Raw genomic sequence first — 21,659 nt, 5'->3', positions numbered from 1 at the left:
TCACTCAGGGTTGTCTGCGAGTGATCTCGCCGCCCGGACGCAGTGGGCGAGCGCCGAGCGGGCATAAGCGGGCGAAGCGCCCGCAAGTCCGCACGTGGGGTGAGGACCACGGACTCGCCGAGAGTCCCTGGCGTCAGCCCCAGCCTGCGCCACAGCGTCCTGACACCCATGACGCTACCGGCAGGGTCTGACAATCGGCTGTCCACGCCCGGCACCACGCCTGCGAACAGCGTCGTACCGCCCTCGACGGCCTCCCCGATCACTTCCTCCTCACGCTCGGTGAGCAGTGAGAAATCGAACGAGATACCCGTGACACCGGCTCGCCGCAGCAGCCCGAACGGCACCTCGGGCGCGCACGAGTGGACGACCACGGGGCCGCCCTCCGCCACCGCGACAAGATCGCGAAGCGCGCCCTCGACGACCACCCGGTCCACGGCCCGGTGGGTGCGGTAGCCGCTCGCGGTCTTCACCCGCCCCTGGAGCACCGCCGTCAGCGACGGTTCGTCGAGTTGCAGCACGACCTGGGCGCCCGGCACCCGCCGCTGTACGTCGGCGAGATGGCCGCGCAGCCCCTCCGCCAGGGACGCCGCAAGATCCCGGCAGGCGCCGGGGTCGCCGAGGGCCGCCTCACCGTTGCGCGTTTCCAGCGCGGTGGCCAGGGTCCACGGGCCGGCCACGGAGACCTTCAGCGGCCCCTCGTAGCCCTGGGTGAACTCCTCCAGGGCGTCGAGATCCTCACCGAGCCAGGAGTGGGCGCGGCGGGTGTCGCGGCCCGGCCGGTCGCTGATCCGCCAGCCGCTGGGCTCCACATGGCCGTAGACCTCGACGAGCATCCCCAGGGTCCGCCCGATCATGTCGGCGCCGGGCCCCCGGGCCGGGAGCTCCGGCAGATACGGGAAAGCCTCCACCGATCCCGTGACGGTCTTCGCCGCCTCCCGCGCGTCACCGCCCGGCATGGATCCGATCCCGGTCGCCGCGCCCGCGGCCCACTTCTGCGTGCTGTTCTCGCTCACCCAGGAAGGGTATGCGGCAGCACGGCCGGCGGGGTGCGCCAGGTGTGCGGACAAGCCGGTCGAATCGAGGGGTGGCGGGGTACGTGGTGCGTGGACGAGCCGGCCGTACCGGTGGGGGGCGAGGTGCGTCAGGAGGGGAGCGCAGGGCGGCCCGTAACGCTGCCGCCGCCCCGCCCGAAGACGTACGGCGGTCACGCTCGGGTACGTACGGCGGTCAGGCTTCGGTGCGTACGCCCGGCACCCGGACGGGTACCTCCCCCAGGCCGGGCCGGGTACCCCCTCATACCCGGGTGCGTATGCCCAGCCGGGCGGCCAGCGCCGCGACGGCCAGCGCGCCCGCCGTCAGCACGAAGGCATAGGCGGCGCCCTGGTAGCCGTCGCCCGCGCCCGTCAGTACGGCGCCCATGCCGGCGATGCCGACGAGGGAGCCGGTCTGGCGGTTGGCGTTGAGGGTCGCGCTGCCGATGTCGGTGTGCTCGCGGCCCGCGGCCGCCATCAGGACGCCGGTCATCGCCGGGGAGCTGACCCCGCTGCCGATATTGGTGAGCGCGAGCACCACCGCGATCACCCAGTACGGCAGACCGGGCGCGAGGAGCAGGAACAGCAGGACGTAGCCCGCGGCGGAGAGCGCCAGCGCCCCGGTGAGCGCGGCCCGGTTGCCGATCCGCGGCGCGATCCGGGCGTAGAGCATGTTGCCCACCGGGATGACGAGGACGGCCGGCAGCATCTGGAGCCCCGCCGCCACCGGGCTCGCGCCGCGCGCGGTCTGGAGGAAGAGGCCGAGGACGAACAGCGCCCCGTAGAAGGCGAAGTTGAAGAGGAAGCCGACCATATTGGCCGCGGTGAAGCTGCTGTCCGCGAAGAGCGCGACCGGCAGGACGGGGGTGCGGGCGGCCCGCTCACGGAGCAGGAATCCGGTGAGCGCGAGCGCGGCGACCACGAAGGCCCCCAGGACGAACGGTGCGGACCAGCCCTTGTCGGGCCCTTCGATGAGCGCGTAGCTCAGCGACCCGAGGGCGAGCAGGCCCAGGACGTGGCCGCTGCCGCCGAGCGCCGTGCCCCGGGCCGGGACGGCCGCCACGAACCGCCGGGTGAGCAGCAGTCCCGCGACGCCGATGGGCAGGTTGACGAGGAAGATGCTGCGCCAGCCGAGGGTGCCGACCAGGAGGCCGCCGATGGTCGGCGCCAGGCCGACGGAGGTGGAGATGATCGCGGACCAGATGCCGAGGATCTTCGCCCGGCGGGCCGGTTCGGGGAAGGCGTGCATCAGCAGCGACAGCGAGCTGGGCATGAAGAGCGCCGCACCCACGCCCTGGACGAAGCGGGCGGCCACCAGGACGACGCCGTTCGGCGCGACGGCGCCCAGCAGGGACGCGCCGGTGAACACGGCGAGCCCGACGAGATAGATCCGGCGGGCGCCGAACCGTTTCGCCAGCGACCCGGCGAGCAGCAGCAGCGCGGCGAAGGCGAGGACATAGCCGTCGACGACCCAGGTGAGGCCGGACATGCTCAGTCCGAGCCGGGCCCGCAGGTCGGTGGCGGCGACATTCATGATGCCGGTGTCGAGGCTCGCCATCACGAACCCGAGCGCCAGGACGAGGAGTTGGACGCCGCTGCGGGAGTGCGGCCGGGGGCCGCGGCCGCCGTCAACGGCCTGGTCCGGGCTCGCCGTCACGCCCGGCGCCGCTTTCTCAGTGATCATGAATTTAGTTAAAGCTGTAGCCATTCACGCGCACAATGATTACAGCTATAACTTTACTGAACGCATACGAAAGAGGCCCCGGGCATCCCGGGGCCTCGGTGCGGCAGGTACGCCGACGGGGTCAGTCGCCCCGCCCCAGCGCCTTCAGCAAGTCATCGCGCAACGCGGCCCGCTCCTCGTGCGACAGATGGTCGAGCGGCGAGGCGGTCCCCATCCGCCGCAGCAGATCGAGCCGCAACTCCCGTCCCGCATCGGTGAGGACGAGCTGCTTGGCCCGCCCGTCCAAGGGGTGCGGGCGGCGCACGACCATGCCCTGCTTCTCCAACTTGGAGATGACATAGGTGACATTCGGCGGCTCGCAGCACAGCACCGCGGCCAGCTCCCGCGCGGTCTTCGGCTCGCCGAGCTCCTCCAGCGCCTTGGCCTGCGTCGGCGTCAGACCGAGCTCGGCGATCCGGCTGCGCTGATGGGCGTCCAGCCGTCGGCCCAGCTCCGTCACGAGCCCCCGGATCTCCCGGAACCCGCACCCCGCCGCCGCGGTCGACTTCGCTTCAGTGGTCACTCATGCAGCGTACGTCGCCACGGCGGAAAGCTTCCGGGGGCGGCGGCCCCGGTTCCTAGCGGCCGGGCCGCACCGACACGTCGTTCATCTCGGCATCCCGCGGCAGGTCGATGGCCGTGAGGATGGCCGTCGCGACCGACTCCGGGTCGATCCAGCGGGCCGGGTCGTACTCCTTGCCCTCCTGCCGGTGGGTACTCTCCTGCATCGGCGTGGCCGTACGTCCCGGGTAGACCGAGGTCACCCGGACGCCGTTGTCGTGCTCCTCCGCCCGCAGCGAGTCGGCCAGCGCCTTCAGGCCGTGCTTGCTCGCGGCGTACGCGCCCCACTGGGCGTTCGCGCGGAGCCCCGCGCCGGAATTGACGAAGACGACATGCCCCTGGGCGACCCGTACCAGCGGCAGCAGCAGCCGGGTGATCTCGGCGGGCGCGACCAGGTTGGCGGTCAGCTGCCGCTGCCAGGCCTTGGCCGGCAGATCGCCGACCGCGCCCAGCTCGATGACGCCCGCGATGTGGTGGAGGGAGTCGATCCGGTCCGGCAGCGGCTGCTGTCCGAACGCCCAGGACAGCTTCTCCGGGGTGGCGAGGTCACCCACGAGCGTGCGGGCACCCGGGAACTGCGCGGCCAGCTCCTTGGCCCGGACGGCGTTGCGTGCCAGCAGCCACAGGTCCTCCCCGCGCTCCGCGAGCCGCCGTGCGACCGCCGCTCCGATGCCCGATCCTGCGCCCGTGATCAAGTGCGTACCCATGGGGCCGATCCTAACGAGCGGGCGACGGGGCCGCGGGGTGCGGCCGCTCAGGCCTGGATGCCCGCCTTCTCCTCCAGATAGGCCAGCGCGCCGACACCGTCCGCCGCGAAGAAGACCAGGTCGGTGAGCGGAATCGGCAGGAACCCCTCCGACTCCATCCGCTGGAACTGCTCCTTCAACCCGTCGTAGAAACCGGCGGTGTTCAGCAGTACCACCGGCTTGGTGTGCATCCCGTGCTTGCGCAGCTCCAGGATCTCGGTGGCCTCGTCCAGCGTGCCCGTACCGCCGACCATGATGACGATGGCGTCGGCGCGCGCCAGCATCTGCGCCTTCCGTTCGGCGAGGTCCTTGGTGACGACCATCTCATCGGCGCCTTCGCGCGCCTTGTGCCGCAGGAAGTCCACGGACACGCCGATCAGCTTCCCGCCGGCCTCCTGCACCCCGTCGGCCATGACCTTCATCAGGCCGGTGTCCGAACCGCCCCAGACCAGCGCATGCCCACCCTTGCCGATCAGCTCGGCGAACCGGCGGGCAGGGACGACATACCGCTCGTCGAGGTCGGCGGCGGAGCAGAAGACACAGATATTCATGCGGTCACCTTACGAGCCGGGGGCCGCGAAGCCGCCCCCAAGGAGCTCGTCGACACCGGGCCCACAGGTGTCGTCGACGCCGGGCCCACGAGTCTCGCCGACACCGGCCCACGGGTCTCGTGACGCTGCCGTGAGGCTCTGGCCCCACGGGTCTCGCCGACGCTGCCGCGAGGCTCTGGCCCCACGGGTCTCGCCGACGCTGCCGTGAGGTGGCCCCAGGGGCTCTCGAAGCTGCCGCGAAGCCCCCAGAGGCTCGTCGACGCTGCCGCGAAGCTCTCCCCAAGGCTCCTCCGAAAGCTCTCCCCCGCCCCCTCCCCCCTCTCCCCCTTCGGGGGAGGGGGCGGGGGTGGGTTCGGGGGTGGGGGGAGCTGAGCCTTCGGCTGCTGAAGCCAGCAGACGCGACGCCGTCGCGCCTCAGGAGACGCGGGGGGGGGGGAAGCCGCCCCGGCAGACGCGACGCCGCCCCGCCGGCAGGAGGCGCGGGAGAAGCCACCCCACCCGCAGGAAACGCGGGGGGGGGAAGCCGCCTCGGCAAACGCGAAGTCGCCCCCGCCGGCAGGAAGCGCGGGAGAAGCCACCCCGCCCGCAAGAGACACGGGGGGAGAGAAGCCGCCCCGGCAAACGCGAAGTCGCTCCGCCCCGCCCCGCCTCAGATCAGTCCCTGGTCCAACATCGCATCCGCCACTCGCTCGAAGCCGGCGATGTTGGCGCCCGCGACATAGTCACCGGGCAGCCCGAAGCGTTCCGCGGTCTCGTAGCAGCGGTGGTGGATCGAGCGCATGATCGTTGCGAGCTCGCCCTCCGTGCGCTCGAAGGACCACGCCTCGCGGGAGGAGTTCTGCCGCATCTCCAGCGCGCTGGTCGCCACACCACCCGCGTTGGCGGCCTTGCCGGGGCCGAAGGCCACACCCGCCCCCTTGAGGAGCGTCACCGCGGCCGGGGTGGTCGGCATGTTGGCGCCCTCGGAGACCGCCTTGACGCCGTTACGGATCAGGACCTGGGCGGCGTCCGCGTCCAGCTCGTTCTGGGTCGCCGACGGCAGTGCCACCTCGCATGCGACATCCCACACCCGCCCACCGGGGACATACCGGGCCGACAACCCGCGCCGCTCGGCATACTCACTGATCCGGCCGCGCTCGACCTCCTTGATCTGCCGCAGCAGTGCCAGATCGATGCCCTTCTCGTCGACGACAAAGCCGCCGGAGTCCGAGCAGGTCAGCACGTTGGCGCCGAGCGCCTGCGCCTTCTCGATGGTGTAGATCGCGACATTGCCGGACCCGGAGACCACCACCTGCTGGCCGTCCAGCTCCTCGCCGCGCTGCTTGAGCATCTCCTCGGTGAACAGCACATTGCCGTAACCGGTGGCCTCCGTACGGGCCTTGGAGCCGCCCCAGGCCAGCCCCTTGCCGGTGAGCACACCGGGCTCCCAGCGGTTGGTGATCCGCCGGTACTGGCCGAAGAGATAGCCGATCTCCCGGCCGCCGACGCCGATGTCACCCGCCGGTACGTCCGTGTGCTCGCCGAGATGACGATGCAGCTCCGTCATGAACGACTGGCAGAAGCGCATCACTTCGGCGTCCGACTTACCGTGCGGATCGAAGTCGCTGCCGCCCTTGCCCCCGCCGATGTTCAGCCCGGTCAGGGAATTCTTGAAGATCTGCTCGAAGCCGAGGAACTTCACGATCCCCAGATTCACCGACGCATGGAAACGCAGACCGCCCTTGTACGGGCCGAGCGCGCTGTTGAATTCCACCCGGAAGCCCCGGTTGACGTGAATCGCTCCGGAGTCGTCCTGCCAGGGGACCCGGAACATGATTTGCCGCTCCGGCTCGCAGATCCGCTCCAGGATCTTCGCGTCGGCGAACTCCGGGCGGGCCTTCAGCACGGGCGCCAGCGTCTCCAGCACCTCAAGAGCCGCCTGGTGGAACTCGGGCTCCCCGGGATTCCGCCGGACCAGCTCGGCGTACAGGGATGCCGGCCCGGCCGGATGAACGCCGGGCTTGACCTCAGATTGAACAGTCGACATGACTTCCGTTCCCTTCGTGGCCGCGGAAAAGGCCGTCTGTGGTCCGGACCCTGACGAGCCCTCACAAGTGCAACAACTCCTTGTGAGTCCTTATCGTCACCATTCTTCGACCCGGCAACCTTTGACGTCCCGTCGCGTTGCCGACCTTATGGGCGGCACCCCGCCGATCGACTGTGGGATGCGCGACACGGCGTTCCCGTACGCAATTCCGCCAAGCCGCCGACGTCCCCGGCGCGCCCCTCCCCCACCTCATGTCCGCAGGTCAGCGCCTCGACACCGCCCCTCTGGCACCACTCACCGCACCGCACGCTCCCCTTCCCGGCGGGCGCTGTGCGACACCTCACAGTTGACCGGCGGACACCTTCCCGCACCTCATGGCCCCCGGGCGCCCCGCTCATCACCCCCTCCACAAACGCCGACCGGTGGACGATGCCGTCATTTCCATCACGAGCTGTTTCCGAGGCCGATGCCGATGCCGTGGATGACAGCTGGTGCCACAGGACCGGCCGGGACCAGCCCACCCCCGTGATGCGGCTGGTCCCGGCCCGCCCGGCCCCTCGGTTTTGCCGGACAGGACTTGGCCCCAGGACGCCTCGGCCCCTGGGCCCCTCAGCTTCCCGTCACCGCCGGCACGGGGGCGGCCCCAACCGCTCCCGCTGCACCCGCCCGGACGCCGGCGTCGCGCTCCGCCTCGGCCTCCGCCTCGGCCCGGACCATCTTCGCCATGGGTTCGGCGCAGCTGCCGCCCGCGACGACCATTGCCAGCAGGATGGCGACCACCATCAGCACGGATCCCAGCCAGACCATCGTGTGCACCGGAACGGTGTAGGCGCCGATCACCCGCGCCACACACTCGACGAGCAGCACGGTCCCCCATATCAGCGAGAACCTCCGCTCGGCCCTTCGGAACGGTGCGAACCCGGCCGCCAGCCGGTCCCAGGCGGCGCTCCTCGCCGCAAGCCCCTTCGTCACGAACGGCTTGAGGCCGGCGGTCATCAGGGGCTTCCCCATGAACACGGAAACGATCACCGCGATACCGACGATGCTGCTCACCCCGCTGTCCTTGGCGAGCATCAGCCGCGGATCGCCGGTCATCGTGCTCAGGGCCAGGCCCACGACATTGACCACGAGGATCAGCAGCGCAAGGCCGTTGACCTCCGCGCGCCGCACCAGGGCCCAGACCGTACGCAACGCCGGCACCACACTGCTCCAGCCCAGCGCCGCGACCTCGCTCAGCCCGAACCCGTCGCTGAGGATGTAGTACGACGCCAGGGGAATCCCCACGTCCAGGACCAGCGGCAGCAGGCTCTGCGCCAGCGGAGGGGAGCCCGTGCCATCCGCGACACCCTGGCTCTGCTTCCGGCTCCGGTGTTTGCTCCGTCTCCGACTGTCGCTCTCACTCCGGCTCTCAATCCGGCTTTCGCTCCGGCTTTCGCTCCGGCTCCGGTTCACGGCGGCTCCCCCAAGGTGCTCTCCGAACAGCGTCTTCCTCGACGCCTTCAGCTTCGGGCACGGCCACGCGCGGCAACAGTCTCGACTGTCCTCACTTCCCCATGACATTTGTCAGTTGCGGGCGCCGCGCAGCACCTCGGGCCGGCGCTTCGGCCGGCCGCCGCGAGCGGAAGCGGAACGCGCGTCCACGGGAGCAGGCCCACCCGCGTCACGAAAGGCCCGGAACGCTCGGATGTGGCGGTTCATTCATCATGCGGAGGGGCCTCCCGGCCGCGCCCGCAGCGAGAGATCCGCCCGCCCCCAACCGTCCGCCTCCGCTACCCGAAGGCCACATCTTCCGCCCCGCCGAGGAAAAGGAACCCTCCTCTTGACACGGAAGTGGCCCCGCCCGGAACACCGGGCGGGGCCGTTTCGCATTTCCCTACTTCCAGCACCACTTCTCGATGGAACGCCACGACGAGAGGCTGGACTTGCGAGAGCCGCTACCCACCGAGACAATCCGCTTGTTGTGCGAGCTAAGCCCGTACCAGGTCTTTCCCGTCCGGTTGCGCACGGACTGGGGAAGCGACTTCGTTCCCTCATAGGGGTAATACGCGCCCTTGCCGCACTTGAGATCCGAAAACGCCTTCGCCTCCCAGGCGGACTTCCGGTACTTGTAGTGGGGGCGGTCCCACAGGCACAGCCACCCCTTCCGGTGGCAGTCCCATGCACGCTGCGCCGTCACCTGCTTCCCGGCGGACACCTCCGCGTGCGGGGTGGCAGAAGCCGGCGAGGCCACCGGCGCCAGTACAGCGACCGCCACACCCAGGGACATGCCCACGGACTTCAACTCACGCTTCAACGCATCTTCCTCTCCTAGAACGATGACCAGCGAGATAACGGCGTCGAGTGCGCCGCGCTCGTACGCACGGAATACTTTCCGCACCGAAAGACCCTGGCGACGCTCCCGCAGGCACCAGTCAGCTCTTTTTCACAGCACGCCACGGCAGCGATAATGACAAAGAGAACCGCACAAAGGGAGAAACTCCGCGCGCAAGGTAAACCCCCCACAGGTGCCCCTGCGGCGAACCCGTACCGATCGGCCGCGATCACATCTTCCGCATGCGAACTTCCCGGTGTCAAACACCTATTCACCACCGTCAGATCCTTGATTGTCCTTTCGGGCACTGCCCCATCGGACATTCCGCGGCGACGTTTCGCCGCACTACAGTTCGATCATGATCAAACGCCGCATGGCCCAGACTGCCGCAGCGACCGCCATGGCCGGCACCGTCGCCCTCGCCGGTGCCTCGGACGCCTTTGCCTGGCACGGCACCTGGAAGACCGACGGCTCGCGCGCCCAAGTCATCACCAAGGCCCACCACGTCAAGGCGGGCCAGAAGTTTCTGCACTTCGGCATCAAGGGCAAGGGCGACCACACGTTCACCGCCCGCGCCTACAAGGTCGTCCCCGGCAAGGGCGGCAGCAACGACAGGCTCGTCCAGCAGTTCAAGTGGAAGGACACCGGGTCCGAGTACACGGCGCCCTTCCAGAAGTACACGGCGGGCGACTACTACCTCGTCCTCAACTACGGCCTGAAGGGGAAGAAGGCCTACGGGGGCATCGACTGAAGGCCCCACGACCGCGCGCGGGCCCCGGCCGCCCATGCCTCCGAGGCCCGCGCGCCCCCCTTCCCCGGGCAGTTGAGACCCTGAAGCGACCCAACCGGCAGACTGCACCGAGGACTTCCCGTGAAAACCCCGCCCCGGATCATCGTCCTGTCCCTGGCCGCGCTCACGGTCGTCGCCCTCGGCGTCGGAATGATCGCCGCCCACGACGACCCCGGCACCCGCAAGGGCTACCACCAGGGCAAGGGCGGCGTCCTGACCATCGAGGCCCGCCACCGGCCGCAGGCCCCCGGCTTCACCGGCAGCGGCCTGGACGGCAAACCCCTGAGCCTGTCCGCCTACAAGGGCAAGGCTGTCCTGGTCAACGGCTGGGCATCGTGGTGCGGGCCCTGCCGCGCGGAGACCCCCCTCCTGGTCAGGACCCACAAGAAGCTGCGGTCGCGCGGGGTCGTCGTGCTCGGCCTGGACCAGGACAACTCGGCCGCCAACGGCCGCGCTTTCGCCAGTGAATTCCACATGAGCTACCCCAGCCTCGTGGACTCCGACGGCAAGCAGGCCCTCAAGCTCCCCCAAGGCATCCTGAACGCCCAGGGCCTCCCGTTCACCTTCGCCATCGACCCTCGCGGGAAGGTCGCTGCCGCCTCCTCCGGCCCACTCGACGAAGCCAAGATCGACGCATTGGTGAAGGCAGCTCAGGCCGGTACGGCCCCTGCGGGCCACGGCTCCTGACGCTCACTCAGGTGTGTGCACGGGACGAAGGGCAGACGGCCGAAGAGACACTGTCGAGCCGACGCGGAACGATGAGGCGTGCGTCAGCGCGAACGCGCCTCCTTCGCGACGTCACTGAGGGCGATGCCCCTTCGGGCGCTGCCCACTTGGACATCACCCCGCCCACAAGGAACCAAGGCCTCTCACCATGCCCCGCCCCACCCGGCGCACCGCCCTCGTCGTCGGCGCCGCCGCCGTCACCGTCGCCGCAGCCTCTCTCCTAGCCCACGAAGGCTTCGCCTCCCCCGCCTTCGGCCTCGAAGCCGCACCTCGCGCCGAGTCCGGCGCATGTACCCGCCTCACCACCGCCTACCCCGACGAGGTCGCCGGCGCGGACCGGACTCCCACCGACGTGAAAGGCGCCGCCGTATGGGGAGACGGCGCGGTCATCGTCCGCTGCGGCCTGGCCGCGCCCCTGCCCACCAACGACCCCTGCGCCCAGGTCGACGGCGTGGACCGGGTCTGGCGCGCCTCCCAGGACGACGACAGCAAGCTCCTGATCACCTACGGCCGGGCCCCTGCCGTCGAAGTACGCATCGACACCCGCCACGCAGCCCCTGACGCGGCCCTGGTCGACCTGAGCCGCCTCGTCAAGCCCCTCCACCAGGGCCACAAGTGCATCGGCCGGAGCGACGTTCCTACGCCCCCGCCCGCACCCGCCGCTCCGTAGAGGCGATGGTCGCCGAGCCGACCACCCGGCTGCCGTCGTACAGCACGATCGCCTGGCCGGGGGCGACGCCACGGACCGGCTCCGTGAACGTCACCTGGAGCTCGGCGCCGTCCAGCAGCTCCGCCGTGACCTCGGTCTCGCCGCCGTGGGCGCGGAGCTGGGCCGTGTAGGTCGCGGGGCCCGCCGCCGGGGGGCGGCCGCACCAGCGGGGGCGGATGGCGGTCAGGGCCGTGACGTCGAGGGCATCGGCGGGGCCGACCGTGACGGTGTTGTCGACCGGGGAGATGTCGAGGACGTAGCGCGGCTTGCCGTCGGAGGCAGGGTGGCCGATGCGCAGGCCCTTGCGCTGGCCGATCGTGAAGCCGTACGCGCCCTCGTGGGTGCCCAGGACCGCGCCGGACTCGTCGACGATGTCGCCGGGGGCCGCGCCGAGCCGCTTGGCGAGGAAGCCCTGGGTGTCGCCGTCGGCGATGAAGCAGATGTCGTGGCTGTCCGGCTTCTTGGCGACGAACAGGCCGCGGCGGGCGGCCTCTTCGCGGATCTCCGCCTTGGTGGTGAGGGTGTCGCCGAGCGGGAACATGGCGTGCGCCAGCTGGCGGTCGTCGAGGACGCCGAGGACGTACGACTGGTCCTTGGCCATGTCGGAGGCGCGGTGCAGCTCGCGGGTGTCGTCCTCGCGCAGGACGACCGTGGCGTAGTGGCCCGTGCAGACCGCGTCGAAGCCCAGCGCCAGGGCCTTGTCCAGCAGCGCGGCGAACTTGATCTTCTCGTTGCAGCGCAGGCAGGGGTTCGGGGTGCGCCCGGCCTCGTACTCGGCGATGAAGTCGTCGACGACATCCTCGCGGAAGCGTTCGGCGAGATCCCAGACGTAGAAGGGGATGCCGATGACGTCGGCGGCGCGCCGGGCGTCGTGCGAATCCTCGATCGTGCAGCAGCCGCGGGCACCGGTACGGAACGACTTGGGATTCTCGGAGAGCGCGAGATGCACGCCCGTCACGTCATGGCCGGCCTCGGCGGCGCGGGCGGCGGCAACGGCGGAGTCGACACCACCGGACATGGCGGCGAGTACGCGGAGGCGGGGAGCGTCATCAGTCATAGCCAGTCCAGAGTAGACGGAACCGCCGACAGGTCCGAAAGCGTTATGCAGCGCATGGGGAAGAGGGACGGGGAACGGGGCGCAGGCCAGGGTGCCGCGCCCGGCATCACGCGGCGGCGGGCGTTGTGGATCGGGGGCGGCGGGGCGGTGACCGCCGGGGTCGGGGCGCTCGCCGCGCAGGGTGAGCTGGCGCACTGGTGGTGGCGGATGCCGGGGAACGAGAAGCCTCGTACGGCGGGGGCGGTGGATTTCCGGGGCGCGCAGTGGGTCTCGGCGTCCCCGGAGAACTACCGGCGGGCGGACCGGCCGGCGGATTACGCGGTCGACCGGGTGGTCATCCATGTCGTCCAGGGCAGCTATGCGACCGCGCTGGATGTGTTCCGGGACCCGGACCACGAGGCCGCCGCTCATTACGTGGTCCGCAAGGACGGGCATATCGCCCAGATGATCCGCGAGCTGGACGTGGCGTTCCACGCGGGGAACCGCGGCTACAACGAGCGGAGCGTCGGGATCGAGCACGAGGGGTACGTGGACCGCCCGGAGTCGTTCACGGATGCCATGTACGCGTCGTCGGCACGGCTGACGGCCGCGATATGCCGGCGGTACGGCCTCCGGGCCGACCGGGAGCACATCGTGGGGCACGTGGAGGTGCCGGGGACGGATCACACGGATCCGGGGCGGCACTGGGACTGGGACCGGTATCTGGGGCTCGTACGGGCCGAGCTGCGCGAGCCCGTACGAGCCCGCCAGACCTCACTTCGCGACAGGCCCTGAGGGGAGACGCCCCTAGCTCAGGCCCGCGCTCCTAGCTCAGGCCCGCGCTCCGCGCCCGTTCCACGACCGGGCCGATGGCCTGGGCCAGTGCCGCCACGTCCTCCGTGGTGGAGGTGTGGCCCAGCGAGAACCGCAGGGTGCCGCGGGCGAGCTCCGGGGACATTCCGGTGGCCAGCAGGACATGGCTGGGCTGGGCGACGCCGGCGGTGCAGGCGGAGCCCGTGGAGCAGGCGATGCCCTGGGCGTCCAGGAGAAGCAGCAGGGAGTCGCCCTCGCAGCCGGGGAAGGAGAAGTGGGCGTTGGCGGGGAGACGGCCCGCGGGGTCCGGGTCGCCGCCGAGGACGGCGTCGGGGGCCGCGGAGCGTACCGCCTTGATCAGGTCGTCACGCAGGGCGCCGATGTCGCGGGCGAAGTCCTCGCGGTGGGCGGCGGCATGCCGGCCGGCGGCGGCGAAGGCGGCGATGGCGGGGGTGTCGAGGGTGCCGGAGCGTACGTGCCGTTCCTGGCCGCCGCCGTGCAGCACCGGCACCGGGGCGTACTCACGGCCGAGCAGCAGCGCGCCGATGCCGTACGGGCCGCCGATCTTGTGGCCGGAGACCGTCATCGCGGCGAGCCCGGAGGCGGCGAAGTCGACCTCCAGCTGGCCGAACGCCTGCACCGCGTCCGCGTGCAGCGGTATGCCGAACTCCCTGGCCACCTCGGCAAGTTCACGGACCGGCTGGATGGTGCCGATCTCGTTGTTGGCCCACATGACCGTGGCGAGCGCGACATCGGCGGGGTTGCGGGCGATGGCCGCGCGCAGTCCCTCGGCGGGCACCCGGCCGTAGGTGTCGACCGGCAGCCACTCGACCCGGGCGCCTTCGTGCTGGGCGAGCCACTCCACGGCGTCGAGGACCGCATGATGCTCGACGGGGCTGGCCAGGACGCGGGTGCGGGCCGGGTCGGCGGCCCGGCGCGACCAGTACAGGCCCTTGACGGCGAGGTTGTCGGCCTCGGTGCCGCCCGCGGTGAAGACGATCTCGCTCGGGCGTGCGCCGAGCGAGACGGCGAGGGATTCGCGCGCCTCCTCGACGGTACGCCGGGCCCGCCGGCCGTCGGCGTGCAGCGAGGACGCATTGCCGGTGACGGTCAGCTGGGCGGTCATCGCCTGCACCGCCTCCGGGAGCATCGGGGTGGTGGCGGCGTGGTCGAGGTAAACCATGGTGCACACGATTCTACGAGCTGGCGCCGCGGGCTCCGGGGGCGCATGCGCAGCGCGCGGGAGCGCCGTGCGCCGGGGAGCCGTCGGCCGCTCGGCCCCGGGCTCCTGCGGGTGACGCGCGGGAGGGGACGCGCCCGATTCCCGCGGCCCGCCCCCTCGACACCCCTGTAAGGAGTCACTAGCCTGACACTCATGACACAGTGGCTCTTGGACCGTACGTTCCGCAGCGCGTCCGGCGACGAGGTGCGGTGGGCGGTACACGGCAAGGGACCGGCGGACGCCCCCGCCGTGGTCCTGCTCCACGGGACGCCGTTCTCGTCGTACGTGTGGCGGGGTGTCGCACCTGCCCTTGCCGCGCGGCACCGGGTGTTCGTCTGGGACATGCCGGGGTACGGCGCCTCGGAGATGCGGGAAGGGCAGGACGTCTCACTCGCCGCGCAGGCACGGGTGTTCGGAGAGCTGCTGGCGCACTGGGAGTTGGACGGGGAGGCGGCCCGTCCGGCCGTGGTCGCGCATGACTTCGGCGGCTGCGTCGCGTTGCGGGCGCATCTGCTGCACGGTGCGCGCTACGAGCGGCTGGCGCTCGTCGACCCGGTGGCGCTGGCGCCCTGGGGCTCGCCGACGTACCGGCTGCTGGGCGCGCATCCGGAGGTGTTCGGGCAGCTGCCGCCGGAGCTGCACCGGGCGCTGGTGCGCGAGTACGTGTCCTCCGCGAGCCATCCGGGCCTGCACCCGGCCGTCCTCGACCGCCTGGTCGAGCCCTGGTGCACGCCGGAGGGCCAGCCGGCGTTCTACCGGCAGATCGCCCGGAACGACCAGCGGTTCACGGACGAGATCCAGGCGCGCTACGGCGAGATCGAGCTGCCGACGCTGATCTGCTGGGGCGCGCAGGACAGCTGGATCCCGGTCGCGAAGGGGCACGAGCTGGCCTCCCGCATCCCGGGCTCCCGCCTCCACGTGATCGAGGGCGCGGGGCACCTGGCGCAGGAGGACGCACCGGCGGAGCTGACGGCGGCGTTGGCGGAGTTCCTGCGGACGGGACGGTAGGCCCCTCGGGCCTGTCGTCCGGGTCAGAGGACCGAGGGGAAGACGCCCCTAGTCCTGCAACAGCGCCCGCGCCAACTGCCGTGACTGGGCGACCAGTCGGTCCTCGGAGTCCCAGACCTCCGCGTCCTCCTCCAGGAAGCCGCCCGCCAGGTTGCGGGTGGTGATGGCGACCCGGAGCGGGCCGGGTGCCGGGCGGCGGCGGATGTGGGCGGTCAGCTCGACGGTGGGCACCCAGCCGGACAGGCCCATCTCGAAGGCGGTGGGCGGCAGCGCGTCGACGGTCAGCAGGAGGGAGAGCGGGTCGGGCTCGCGGCCGTCGGCAAGGCCGAACCAGGCGCGCATCTCGCCCTTGCCGGAGGGGGCGCCGACGGCCCAGCCCGCGGTCGCCGGGTCCAGGCGGAGGGCGAGCCGCTCGGCGATGGCGGTGCTGCCGGGGATCGCGGGGCGGCCGTCGGGGGCGCTGTCCGTGCCCAGGCAGTGCTCGTACGGCGGGATGGCCGGCGGTTTGGCGGTGGTGCGGATGTCGTCGGGCAGCGCTCCGAGGTCGCCGTACGCCGCGAGCACCCGCAGCCGCTCGATCTCGCTGCCGTCCTCCGCGAACTGGATGAGGGAGGCGGTGCCGGTCGACATCGTGCGACCGGTGCGGACCACGTCGGTGCGGATGACGGCGGGGCCGGGGACCGAAGCCGTCAGGTAGTGCGCGGTGACGGAGAGCGGGTCGGGGTGCGGGAGGGCGTCACCCAGGGCGCGGCCCATGAGAGCGAGGAGATAGCCGCCGTTGACCGCCTGGATGATGGTCCAGCCGGCGGAGAGGTGTGCGTCGTAGACGCCGGGGGCGCGGCGGGTGACCGCCGTATCGCGGTCGAACTCGCTGTTGCCTTGGGTCACCAGAGCCATGGGTTGCACGCTACACCGGATAGTTACCGACCGGTAGTGTCAGATTTAACGGCCTCAGGCGGAAGCCCTCCTTCCGCGCCTGCGATGATGTGCGCCATGCTTCACGTGCTCTACCTGGTCGGCGTGGCCGCCTTCGCCGCGAGCGGGGTGCTGGCCGCCTATCGCGCCAACATGGACCCGTTCGGCGGCCTGGTGCTCGCCTTCGCCGCATCCATCTCCGGCGGCACGCTGCGCGATCTCATCCTCAACCGGCAGCCGCTGTACTGGACGCACGACTGGGTGCTGCTGACCGTGATCATCTGTGTCGGCGTCGGCACCATGGCCTATCTGCGGTTCTGGCAGCTGCCGCACAAATCGCTGCTGGTGGTCGACGCGATCGGGCTGTCCGTCGTCACGGTGATCGGCGCCCGCGCCGCCATCGACGCCGGCGCCACCCCGCTCGCCGTGATCATCCTGGCGGTGCTGACCGGAGTCGCCGGCGAGGTCATCCGCGATGTGCTGTGCGGGGAGTTCCCCCCGCTGCTGCTGCGCGAGGACGTCTATGCGATCGCCGCGCTGGCCGGCGGCTGCTGCTATCTGCTGCTGCATCACCTCGGCACCGGCGCCACCCCCGCCGCGGCGATCTCGGCGGGGGTGGTGTTCGGCCTGCGGATGGGGGCCGTCTACCTCGGGCTGCATCTGCCGCGGCCGCAGCAGCTGCGCGACTGCCGAGCGCAGCAGGACACCGACTGACGGTCGCGCAGCCGCCCGAGGCCCTAGTTGCCCGGCAGCGGCGGCTTGCTGTCCGTGTTCAGCCAGGCGGCGAAGAGATCGTCGAGCTGCTGCCCGGAGATCTTCTCGGCGAGCGCGATGAACTGGGCGGTGTCCGCGTTGCCGTAGCGGTGTGCGGAGGTCCAGGCCGGCAGCAGTTTGAAGAACGCCTTGTCGCCGATCCGCTCGCGCAGCGTCTGGAGCGTCATCGCGCCCCGGGTGTAGACCGCCTGGGCGAACATGGTGTCCCGCTGCGGATCGGCGACCTTCACCTTCCAGAAGGCATCGCCCGCCGGCCTGGCGTCGTACGCCTTGCGGAAGGCGTCATGGGCGCTCAGGGTGCCCTTGTGCTCGGCCCACAGCCACTGCGCATAGCTGGCGAAGCCCTCGTTGAGCCAGATGTTCTTCCACTGCCTGACCGAGACCGAGTCGCCGAACCACTGGTGGGCCAGCTCGTGGACGATGGTCGTCTCGTTGCGCACGGCCGAGTAGGCGGGCTTGGACTGCACCTCCAGCGAGAAGCCGGCCTGCGGCATGTCGTCGACGATCGCCCCGGTCTCCTCGAAGGGGTACGGGCCGAAGACCTTCGACCAGTAGTCGGTGGCCTCGGCGGTGACGCCGTAGACGTCGACGTTGCCGGTCGGCAGGGTCGGGTCCGTGGCGACATAGATGGGTGTGCCGCCGGGTGTGGTACCCGTACGGACATCGAACTTGCCGATGGTGGCGGTGGCCAGATACGTCGCCATCGGGCGGCGCTCGCGCCAGTGGGCGTACGAGCGGCCGTGCGCCTCCCCGGAGTTGACCAGCCGGCCGTTGGAGACACCGGTCAGGCCCTTGGGGGCGTCGATGCGGATGTCGTAGGTGGCCTTGTCACCGGGGTGGTCGCTGGAGGGGAACCACGTCGAGGCGGCGTTCGGCTCGCAGGCGACGAAGACACCGTCCTTGGTCTTCATCCAGCCGTAGTCGGAGCCGAAGACTATCGGGCCGCTCAGCGGCTTGGGGACGCCGTGGTAGGTGACGGTGACGGTGAACTTTCTGCCGCGTCGCAACGGGAAGTCGGGCCGTACGGAGATCTCGTCGCCGGATCTGGCGAAGTGCGCCCGCCGGCCGTTCACCCGGACCGAGTCGACCGTCAGCTTCTGGAGGTCGAGGTCGAAGGCGGAGAGATTCTGGGTGGCCCTGGCCGCGAGCGTGGTGCGGCCGTCGAGGCGGCCGCTGCCGGGGTGATAGCTGACGCCGAGGTCGTAGTGCAGGGCGTCGAAGCCGCCGTTGCCCAGCTCGGGGAAGTACGGGTCACCGATGCCCGGGGCGCCGGGGGAGGCACCGGGCGCGGCGGCGATCGTGGCGGCCGAGGCCACCGCGGTGGCCAGCGCGAGCCAGCGGGAGGTGCGACGTGCGGAACGGGAGAGTGCCATGAGCCATCCCTTCGGACACGGATGAAGTTCGTCTCAAGATCGAACAACCGTGCTGACTCTGCACTCTCCCGCCGCTTTTCACCCAGGACTTTGCCAAGTCCCAAGTGTTACTTGCCGGTTGCCGCCGCACCGGCCGCCGGATCCGCGCCTTCCGCGTTCTCCGGGTGGTGGCAGGCCACCTGGTGTCCGGTCCGCAGCGCGACCAGCGGCGGCTCGGTGGTGGCGCACACCTCGGTCGCCTTCCAGCAGCGGGTACGGAACCGGCAGCCGGAGGGCGGGTTGATCGGCGAGGGCACATCGCCCTTGAGCAGGATCCGGTCGCGCTGGGTGCGCCGCTTGGGGTCGGGCACCGGCACGGCGGACAGCAGCGCCTTGGTGTACGGGTGCATCGGCGACTCGTAGAGCGCCTTGCGGTCGCTCAACTCCACGATCTTGCCGAGGTACATCACCGCGATCCGGTCCGACACGTGCCGGATGACGGACAGGTCGTGGGCGATGATGACGTACGTCAGGCCCAGCTCCTCCTGGAGGTCGTCCATGAGGTTGACGACCTGGGCCTGGATCGACACGTCCAGCGCGGAGACCGGCTCGTCGGCGACCACCAGCTTGGGCTTGAGCGCCAGCGCACGGGCGATGCCGATGCGCTGCCGCTGGCCGCCGGAGAACTCGTGCGGATAGCGGTTGTAGTGCTCCGGGCTCAGGCCCACCAGCTCCAGCAGCCGCTGCACCTCCTTCTTCACCCCGCCCTCGGGCTCGACGCCCTGGAGGCGGAAGGGGGTGGAGACGATGCCGCCGATGGTGTGCCGCGGGTTCAGCGAACCGTACGGGTCCTGGAAGATCATCTGGACGTCCCGGCGCATCGGCCGCAGCCTGCCCGAGGACAGATGGGTGATGTCCTGGCCCTGGAACTCGATGGAGCCGCCGGTCGGCTCGTCGAGGCGGGTGATCAGCCGGCCCATCGTCGACTTGCCGCAGCCGGACTCGCCGACGACGCCGAGCGTCTCCCCGGGCCGTACGTCGAAGTCGATGCCGTCGACCGCCTGCACCGCCCCGACCTGCCGCTTGAGCAGGCCCTTGGTGATCGGGAAGTGCCGGACCAGACCGCGGACCTTCAGCAGCGGCTCGGCGTCGGAGGAGGACTCCGCGGAACGGTCCGCCGGGGCGGCCGTCTTCTGGAGCGGAATCTTCTTGTTCTGGTCGTCAGTCGTCTCGGTCACAGCTTCGGCGCAATCTCTTCGGTCCAGATACGCTCCCGCTCCTCCTGCGACATATGGCAGGCGGAGAAGTGCCCGCCGCCGGCCTGGCGCAGTTCGGGACGGACCGTACGGGTGAGGTTGTCCTTGGGCACATCCGCGTACGGGCAACGGGGGTTGAAGGCGCAGCCGGACGGGACGTTGATCAGGCTGGGCGGGGATCCCTTGACGGGGATCAGCCGGTCCGTCTGGTCACGGTCGATACGCGGCATGGAGCCGAGCAGACCCCAGGTGTAGGGGTGCTGGGGCTCGTAGAAGACCTTGTCGGCCGGGCCGCGCTCGATGCACCGCCCGCCGTACATCACCAGCAGGTCGTCGGCGAGCTCGGCGACCACACCGAGGTCGTGGGTGATGATGATGACCGCCGAGCCGAACTCCTTCTGGAGATCGCGGATCAGGTCCAGGATCTGCGCCTGGACGGTGACGTCCAGTGCGGTGGTCGGCTCGTCCGCGATCAGCAGCTCCGGGTTGTTGACCAGCGCCATCGCGATCATGGCGCGCTGGCGCATACCGCCGGAGAACTGGTGCGGATGGTCGTCCACCCGCTTGTCGGGCTGCGGGATGCCGACCCGGTCGAGCATCTCGACCGCCCGCTTGCGCGCGGTCTTCTTGTCCACGTCGTTGTGGACGCGGTAGGCCTCCACGATCTGGGCGCCGACCGAGTAGAAGGGGTGCAGGGCGGACAGCGGATCCTGGAAGATCATCGCCATCTCGCGGCCGCGCAGCCGGCGCACCTCGTCCGGTTCGGCGGAGACCAGCTCCTTGCCGTCCAGCCAGATCTCGCCGGACATGTTCACCTTGCTGCGCTGCTGGCGCGAGGCACGGTGCAGGCCCATCACGGCGAGCGAGGTCACGGACTTGCCGGAGCCGGACTCGCCGACGATGCCGAGCGTCTTGCCCTTCTCCAGGGTGAAGTTCAGCCCGTCGACGGACTTCACGAGCCCGTCGTCGGTGTTGAAGTGCACCTTCAGGTCCCGCACTTCGAGGAAGGCGGAAGAGGGCCGGGAGCCGGCCGCGGTGGGCGCGCCCACGACGGCCTCGGTCTTGTCCTCGGAGGAGTCGGTCACGAGAGCCTCACCCGCGGGTCGACGGCGGCGTACAGCACATCCACCACCAGATTGCATATGACGATGAAGAACGCGGCGAGCAGGGTGACGCCGAGGATGTTCGGGAGGTCGTTGGCGTTGATCGCCTCGACGGCGAAGGCACCGACTCCCTTGAGTGAGAAGACCTGTTCGGTGATCAGCGCGCCGCCGAGCAGCAGGCCCAGGTCCATGCCGAAGACGGTGATGATCGGGGTGAGCGCGGCCCGCAGACCGTGCCGTACGACCACCTTGCGCTCGCGCAGGCCCTTGGCGCGGGCCGTACGGATGTAGTCCTCGCTCAGCGTCTCCAGCATGCCCGCTCTGGTGAGCCGGGCGTAGAGCGCGGAGTAGAGGAAGGCCAGGGTGACCCAGGGCAGGACCAGGGTCCGCGCCCAGCCGAACGGGTCGTCGGTCAGATAGATGTAGTCGCTGCGCTCGAAGATCGGCCACTGGTAGGTGAACAGCGCCAGTGCCAGGGCCCCCGTGAAGAACATCGGGAGGGAGACGCCGGCCAGGGCGACGCCCATGGCCATCCGGTCGAAGAGCGAGCCGGGGCGCAGCGCGGAGAGCACGCCGGTGGCGACACCGGAGACGACCCACAGCACGGCCGCGCCGGCGGCCAGGGAGAGGGTCACCGGAAGCCGGGACTGGATCTCCGGCCAGACCTCGATATGGGTTTTGAAGGAGTAACCGAAGCACGGCACATGGCACTTGGCGACTTCGGGACCGAATTTGTAGTCGACGCCGACGAAAATGCCCTTGAGGAAGTCCCAGTACTGCTCGTACACGGGCTTGTCCAGGCCGAGATTCTTCTTGACCGCGGCGATGTCCGCGGCCGTGGGGGCCTTTCCGATGTACTGCTGGGCAAGCTGGTCGGTGCTCTGCCCGGCCAGCTTCGGCAGCAGGAAGAAGATGCCGAAAGTGACCGCGCTGACGATCAGCAGCAGGATCACTGCGCTGATCAACCTGCGGATGATGTACGAGAACACGGGGATGCGGCGTCGGC

At 70.5% G+C, this 21,659-nt stretch carries 20 protein-coding genes and 1 pseudogene; 6 read left to right on the top strand and 15 right to left on the bottom strand.

Going from position 1 to position 21,659, the window contains the following annotated elements; genetic code table 11:
• The 8 genes and pseudogenes from K7C20_RS25970 to K7C20_RS25935 form a co-directional block, all read right to left on the bottom strand.
• Positions 1 to 956: pseudogene (locus K7C20_RS25970) on the bottom strand (methionine synthase).
• Between the two features lie 337 nt (positions 957 to 1,293).
• On the bottom strand, positions 1,294 to 2,715 hold the full coding sequence (locus K7C20_RS25965) for an MFS transporter (protein WP_078953421.1): 1,422 nt from the start codon (positions 2,713 to 2,715) through the stop codon (positions 1,294 to 1,296).
• Positions 2,716 to 2,836: 121 nt separating this feature from the next.
• The gene (locus K7C20_RS25960; protein WP_048830209.1) at positions 2,837 to 3,214 is read right to left on the bottom strand and encodes a MarR family winged helix-turn-helix transcriptional regulator; all 378 of its coding nucleotides are present in this window, start codon (positions 3,212 to 3,214) and stop codon (positions 2,837 to 2,839) included.
• A 118-nt stretch (positions 3,215 to 3,332) separates the two neighbouring features.
• Positions 3,333 to 4,022: an SDR family oxidoreductase gene (locus tag K7C20_RS25955; RefSeq protein ID WP_053209787.1), complete on the bottom strand. Its 690-nt coding sequence runs from the start codon at positions 4,020 to 4,022 to the stop codon at positions 3,333 to 3,335.
• Between the two features lie 47 nt (positions 4,023 to 4,069).
• Positions 4,070 to 4,612, bottom strand: coding sequence for an LOG family protein (locus tag K7C20_RS25950; protein WP_030087677.1), 543 nt, complete (start codon positions 4,610 to 4,612; stop codon positions 4,070 to 4,072).
• A 649-nt stretch (positions 4,613 to 5,261) separates the two neighbouring features.
• The gene (gene gdhA / locus K7C20_RS25945) at positions 5,262 to 6,638 is read right to left on the bottom strand and encodes an NADP-specific glutamate dehydrogenase (protein ID WP_030082344.1); all 1,377 of its coding nucleotides are present in this window, start codon (positions 6,636 to 6,638) and stop codon (positions 5,262 to 5,264) included.
• 609 nt (positions 6,639 to 7,247) lie between these two features.
• Positions 7,248 to 7,955, bottom strand: coding sequence for a VC0807 family protein (locus K7C20_RS25940; RefSeq protein ID WP_048829546.1), 708 nt, complete (start codon positions 7,953 to 7,955; stop codon positions 7,248 to 7,250).
• A gap of 556 nt (positions 7,956 to 8,511) precedes the next feature.
• Positions 8,512 to 9,015: a hypothetical protein gene (locus K7C20_RS25935; RefSeq protein WP_053210469.1), complete on the bottom strand. Its 504-nt coding sequence runs from the start codon at positions 9,013 to 9,015 to the stop codon at positions 8,512 to 8,514.
• A gap of 292 nt (positions 9,016 to 9,307) precedes the next feature.
• Between K7C20_RS25935 and K7C20_RS25930 the strand changes: the two genes are divergently transcribed.
• From K7C20_RS25930 to K7C20_RS25920, 3 genes are all read left to right on the top strand, one after another.
• The gene (locus K7C20_RS25930; RefSeq protein ID WP_150127350.1) at positions 9,308 to 9,700 is read left to right on the top strand and encodes a hypothetical protein; all 393 of its coding nucleotides are present in this window, start codon (positions 9,308 to 9,310) and stop codon (positions 9,698 to 9,700) included.
• A 120-nt stretch (positions 9,701 to 9,820) separates the two neighbouring features.
• A complete protein-coding gene (locus K7C20_RS25925; RefSeq protein WP_245171886.1) occupies positions 9,821 to 10,426 on the top strand; it encodes a TlpA family protein disulfide reductase in 606 nt (201 codons plus the stop codon).
• A gap of 187 nt (positions 10,427 to 10,613) precedes the next feature.
• The gene (locus K7C20_RS25920; protein ID WP_030082334.1) at positions 10,614 to 11,135 is read left to right on the top strand and encodes a DUF3515 family protein; all 522 of its coding nucleotides are present in this window, start codon (positions 10,614 to 10,616) and stop codon (positions 11,133 to 11,135) included.
• Here the strand turns inward: K7C20_RS25920 and mnmA are convergent.
• A complete protein-coding gene (gene mnmA, locus K7C20_RS25915) occupies positions 11,104 to 12,231 on the bottom strand; it encodes a tRNA 2-thiouridine(34) synthase MnmA (protein WP_030082332.1) in 1,128 nt (375 codons plus the stop codon). The genes K7C20_RS25920 and mnmA overlap by 32 nt on opposite strands.
• A 54-nt stretch (positions 12,232 to 12,285) precedes the next feature.
• On the opposite strand from mnmA, the gene K7C20_RS25910 reads away from it, so the two are divergent.
• On the top strand, positions 12,286 to 13,005 hold the full coding sequence (locus K7C20_RS25910; protein ID WP_030082331.1) for an N-acetylmuramoyl-L-alanine amidase: 720 nt from the start codon (positions 12,286 to 12,288) through the stop codon (positions 13,003 to 13,005).
• 31 nt (positions 13,006 to 13,036) lie between these two features.
• Here K7C20_RS25910 and K7C20_RS25905 read toward each other — a convergent pair whose 3' ends face one another.
• Positions 13,037 to 14,206 (bottom strand): cysteine desulfurase family protein, encoded by a 1,170-nt coding sequence (locus K7C20_RS25905; RefSeq protein ID WP_053210470.1) that lies wholly within the window; start codon positions 14,204 to 14,206, stop codon positions 13,037 to 13,039.
• A gap of 192 nt (positions 14,207 to 14,398) precedes the next feature.
• Between K7C20_RS25905 and K7C20_RS25900 the strand changes: the two genes are divergently transcribed.
• The gene (locus tag K7C20_RS25900) at positions 14,399 to 15,253 is read left to right on the top strand and encodes an alpha/beta fold hydrolase (protein WP_053210471.1); all 855 of its coding nucleotides are present in this window, start codon (positions 14,399 to 14,401) and stop codon (positions 15,251 to 15,253) included.
• A gap of 48 nt (positions 15,254 to 15,301) precedes the next feature.
• On the opposite strand, the gene K7C20_RS25895 is transcribed toward K7C20_RS25900, so the two are convergent.
• The gene (locus tag K7C20_RS25895; protein ID WP_053210472.1) at positions 15,302 to 16,150 is read right to left on the bottom strand and encodes a thioesterase family protein; all 849 of its coding nucleotides are present in this window, start codon (positions 16,148 to 16,150) and stop codon (positions 15,302 to 15,304) included.
• Positions 16,151 to 16,246: 96 nt separating this feature from the next.
• Here K7C20_RS25895 and K7C20_RS25890 point away from each other — a divergent pair, with 96 nt between their 5' ends.
• A complete protein-coding gene (locus K7C20_RS25890; protein WP_030082321.1) occupies positions 16,247 to 16,882 on the top strand; it encodes a trimeric intracellular cation channel family protein in 636 nt (211 codons plus the stop codon).
• A gap of 23 nt (positions 16,883 to 16,905) precedes the next feature.
• Here K7C20_RS25890 and K7C20_RS25885 read toward each other — a convergent pair whose 3' ends face one another.
• From K7C20_RS25885 to K7C20_RS25870, 4 genes are all read right to left on the bottom strand, one after another.
• Positions 16,906 to 18,315, bottom strand: a complete 1,410-nt coding sequence (locus K7C20_RS25885; protein WP_053210473.1) for a M1 family metallopeptidase — start codon at positions 18,313 to 18,315, stop codon at positions 16,906 to 16,908.
• 107 nt (positions 18,316 to 18,422) lie between these two features.
• Positions 18,423 to 19,532 (bottom strand): ABC transporter ATP-binding protein, encoded by a 1,110-nt coding sequence (locus K7C20_RS25880; protein WP_030082319.1) that lies wholly within the window; start codon positions 19,530 to 19,532, stop codon positions 18,423 to 18,425.
• Positions 19,529 to 20,635: an ABC transporter ATP-binding protein gene (locus K7C20_RS25875; protein WP_030082317.1), complete on the bottom strand. Its 1,107-nt coding sequence runs from the start codon at positions 20,633 to 20,635 to the stop codon at positions 19,529 to 19,531. Before K7C20_RS25875 ends, K7C20_RS25880 begins: the two co-directional genes overlap by 4 nt.
• On the bottom strand, positions 20,632 to 21,642 hold the full coding sequence (locus K7C20_RS25870; RefSeq protein WP_030082315.1) for an ABC transporter permease: 1,011 nt from the start codon (positions 21,640 to 21,642) through the stop codon (positions 20,632 to 20,634). The genes K7C20_RS25875 and K7C20_RS25870 overlap by 4 nt, the downstream gene beginning before the upstream one ends.
• Between the last annotated feature and the right edge of the window lie 17 nt (positions 21,643 to 21,659).

The organism is Streptomyces decoyicus (genome assembly GCF_019880305.1).
Classification (GTDB): domain Bacteria; phylum Actinomycetota; class Actinomycetes; order Streptomycetales; family Streptomycetaceae; genus Streptomyces; species Streptomyces decoyicus.
Note: the sequence above shows the minus strand (reverse complement) of the source record. Positions and strands in the feature narration are given on the sequence as shown.

Coding starts and splice junctions, on each gene's coding strand:
- K7C20_RS25965 (WP_078953421.1), bottom strand. CDS start 2,715: ATGATCACTGAGAAAGCGGCGCCGGGCGTGACGGCGAGCCCGGACCAG.
- K7C20_RS25955 (WP_053209787.1), bottom strand. CDS start 4,022: ATGGGTACGCACTTGATCACGGGCGCAGGATCGGGCATCGGAGCGGCG.
- K7C20_RS25950 (WP_030087677.1), bottom strand. CDS start 4,612: ATGAATATCTGTGTCTTCTGCTCCGCCGCCGACCTCGACGAGCGGTAT.
- gdhA (WP_030082344.1), bottom strand. CDS start 6,638: ATGTCGACTGTTCAATCTGAGGTCAAGCCCGGCGTTCATCCGGCCGGG.
- K7C20_RS25930 (WP_150127350.1), top strand. CDS start 9,308: ATGATCAAACGCCGCATGGCCCAGACTGCCGCAGCGACCGCCATGGCC.
- K7C20_RS25920 (WP_030082334.1), top strand. CDS start 10,614: ATGCCCCGCCCCACCCGGCGCACCGCCCTCGTCGTCGGCGCCGCCGCC.
- mnmA (WP_030082332.1), bottom strand. CDS start 12,231: ATGACTGATGACGCTCCCCGCCTCCGCGTACTCGCCGCCATGTCCGGT.
- K7C20_RS25910 (WP_030082331.1), top strand. CDS start 12,286: ATGGGGAAGAGGGACGGGGAACGGGGCGCAGGCCAGGGTGCCGCGCCC.
- K7C20_RS25905 (WP_053210470.1), bottom strand. CDS start 14,206: ATGGTTTACCTCGACCACGCCGCCACCACCCCGATGCTCCCGGAGGCG.
- K7C20_RS25900 (WP_053210471.1), top strand. CDS start 14,399: ATGACACAGTGGCTCTTGGACCGTACGTTCCGCAGCGCGTCCGGCGAC.
- K7C20_RS25895 (WP_053210472.1), bottom strand. CDS start 16,150: ATGGCTCTGGTGACCCAAGGCAACAGCGAGTTCGACCGCGATACGGCG.
- K7C20_RS25890 (WP_030082321.1), top strand. CDS start 16,247: ATGCTTCACGTGCTCTACCTGGTCGGCGTGGCCGCCTTCGCCGCGAGC.
- K7C20_RS25885 (WP_053210473.1), bottom strand. CDS start 18,315: ATGGCACTCTCCCGTTCCGCACGTCGCACCTCCCGCTGGCTCGCGCTG.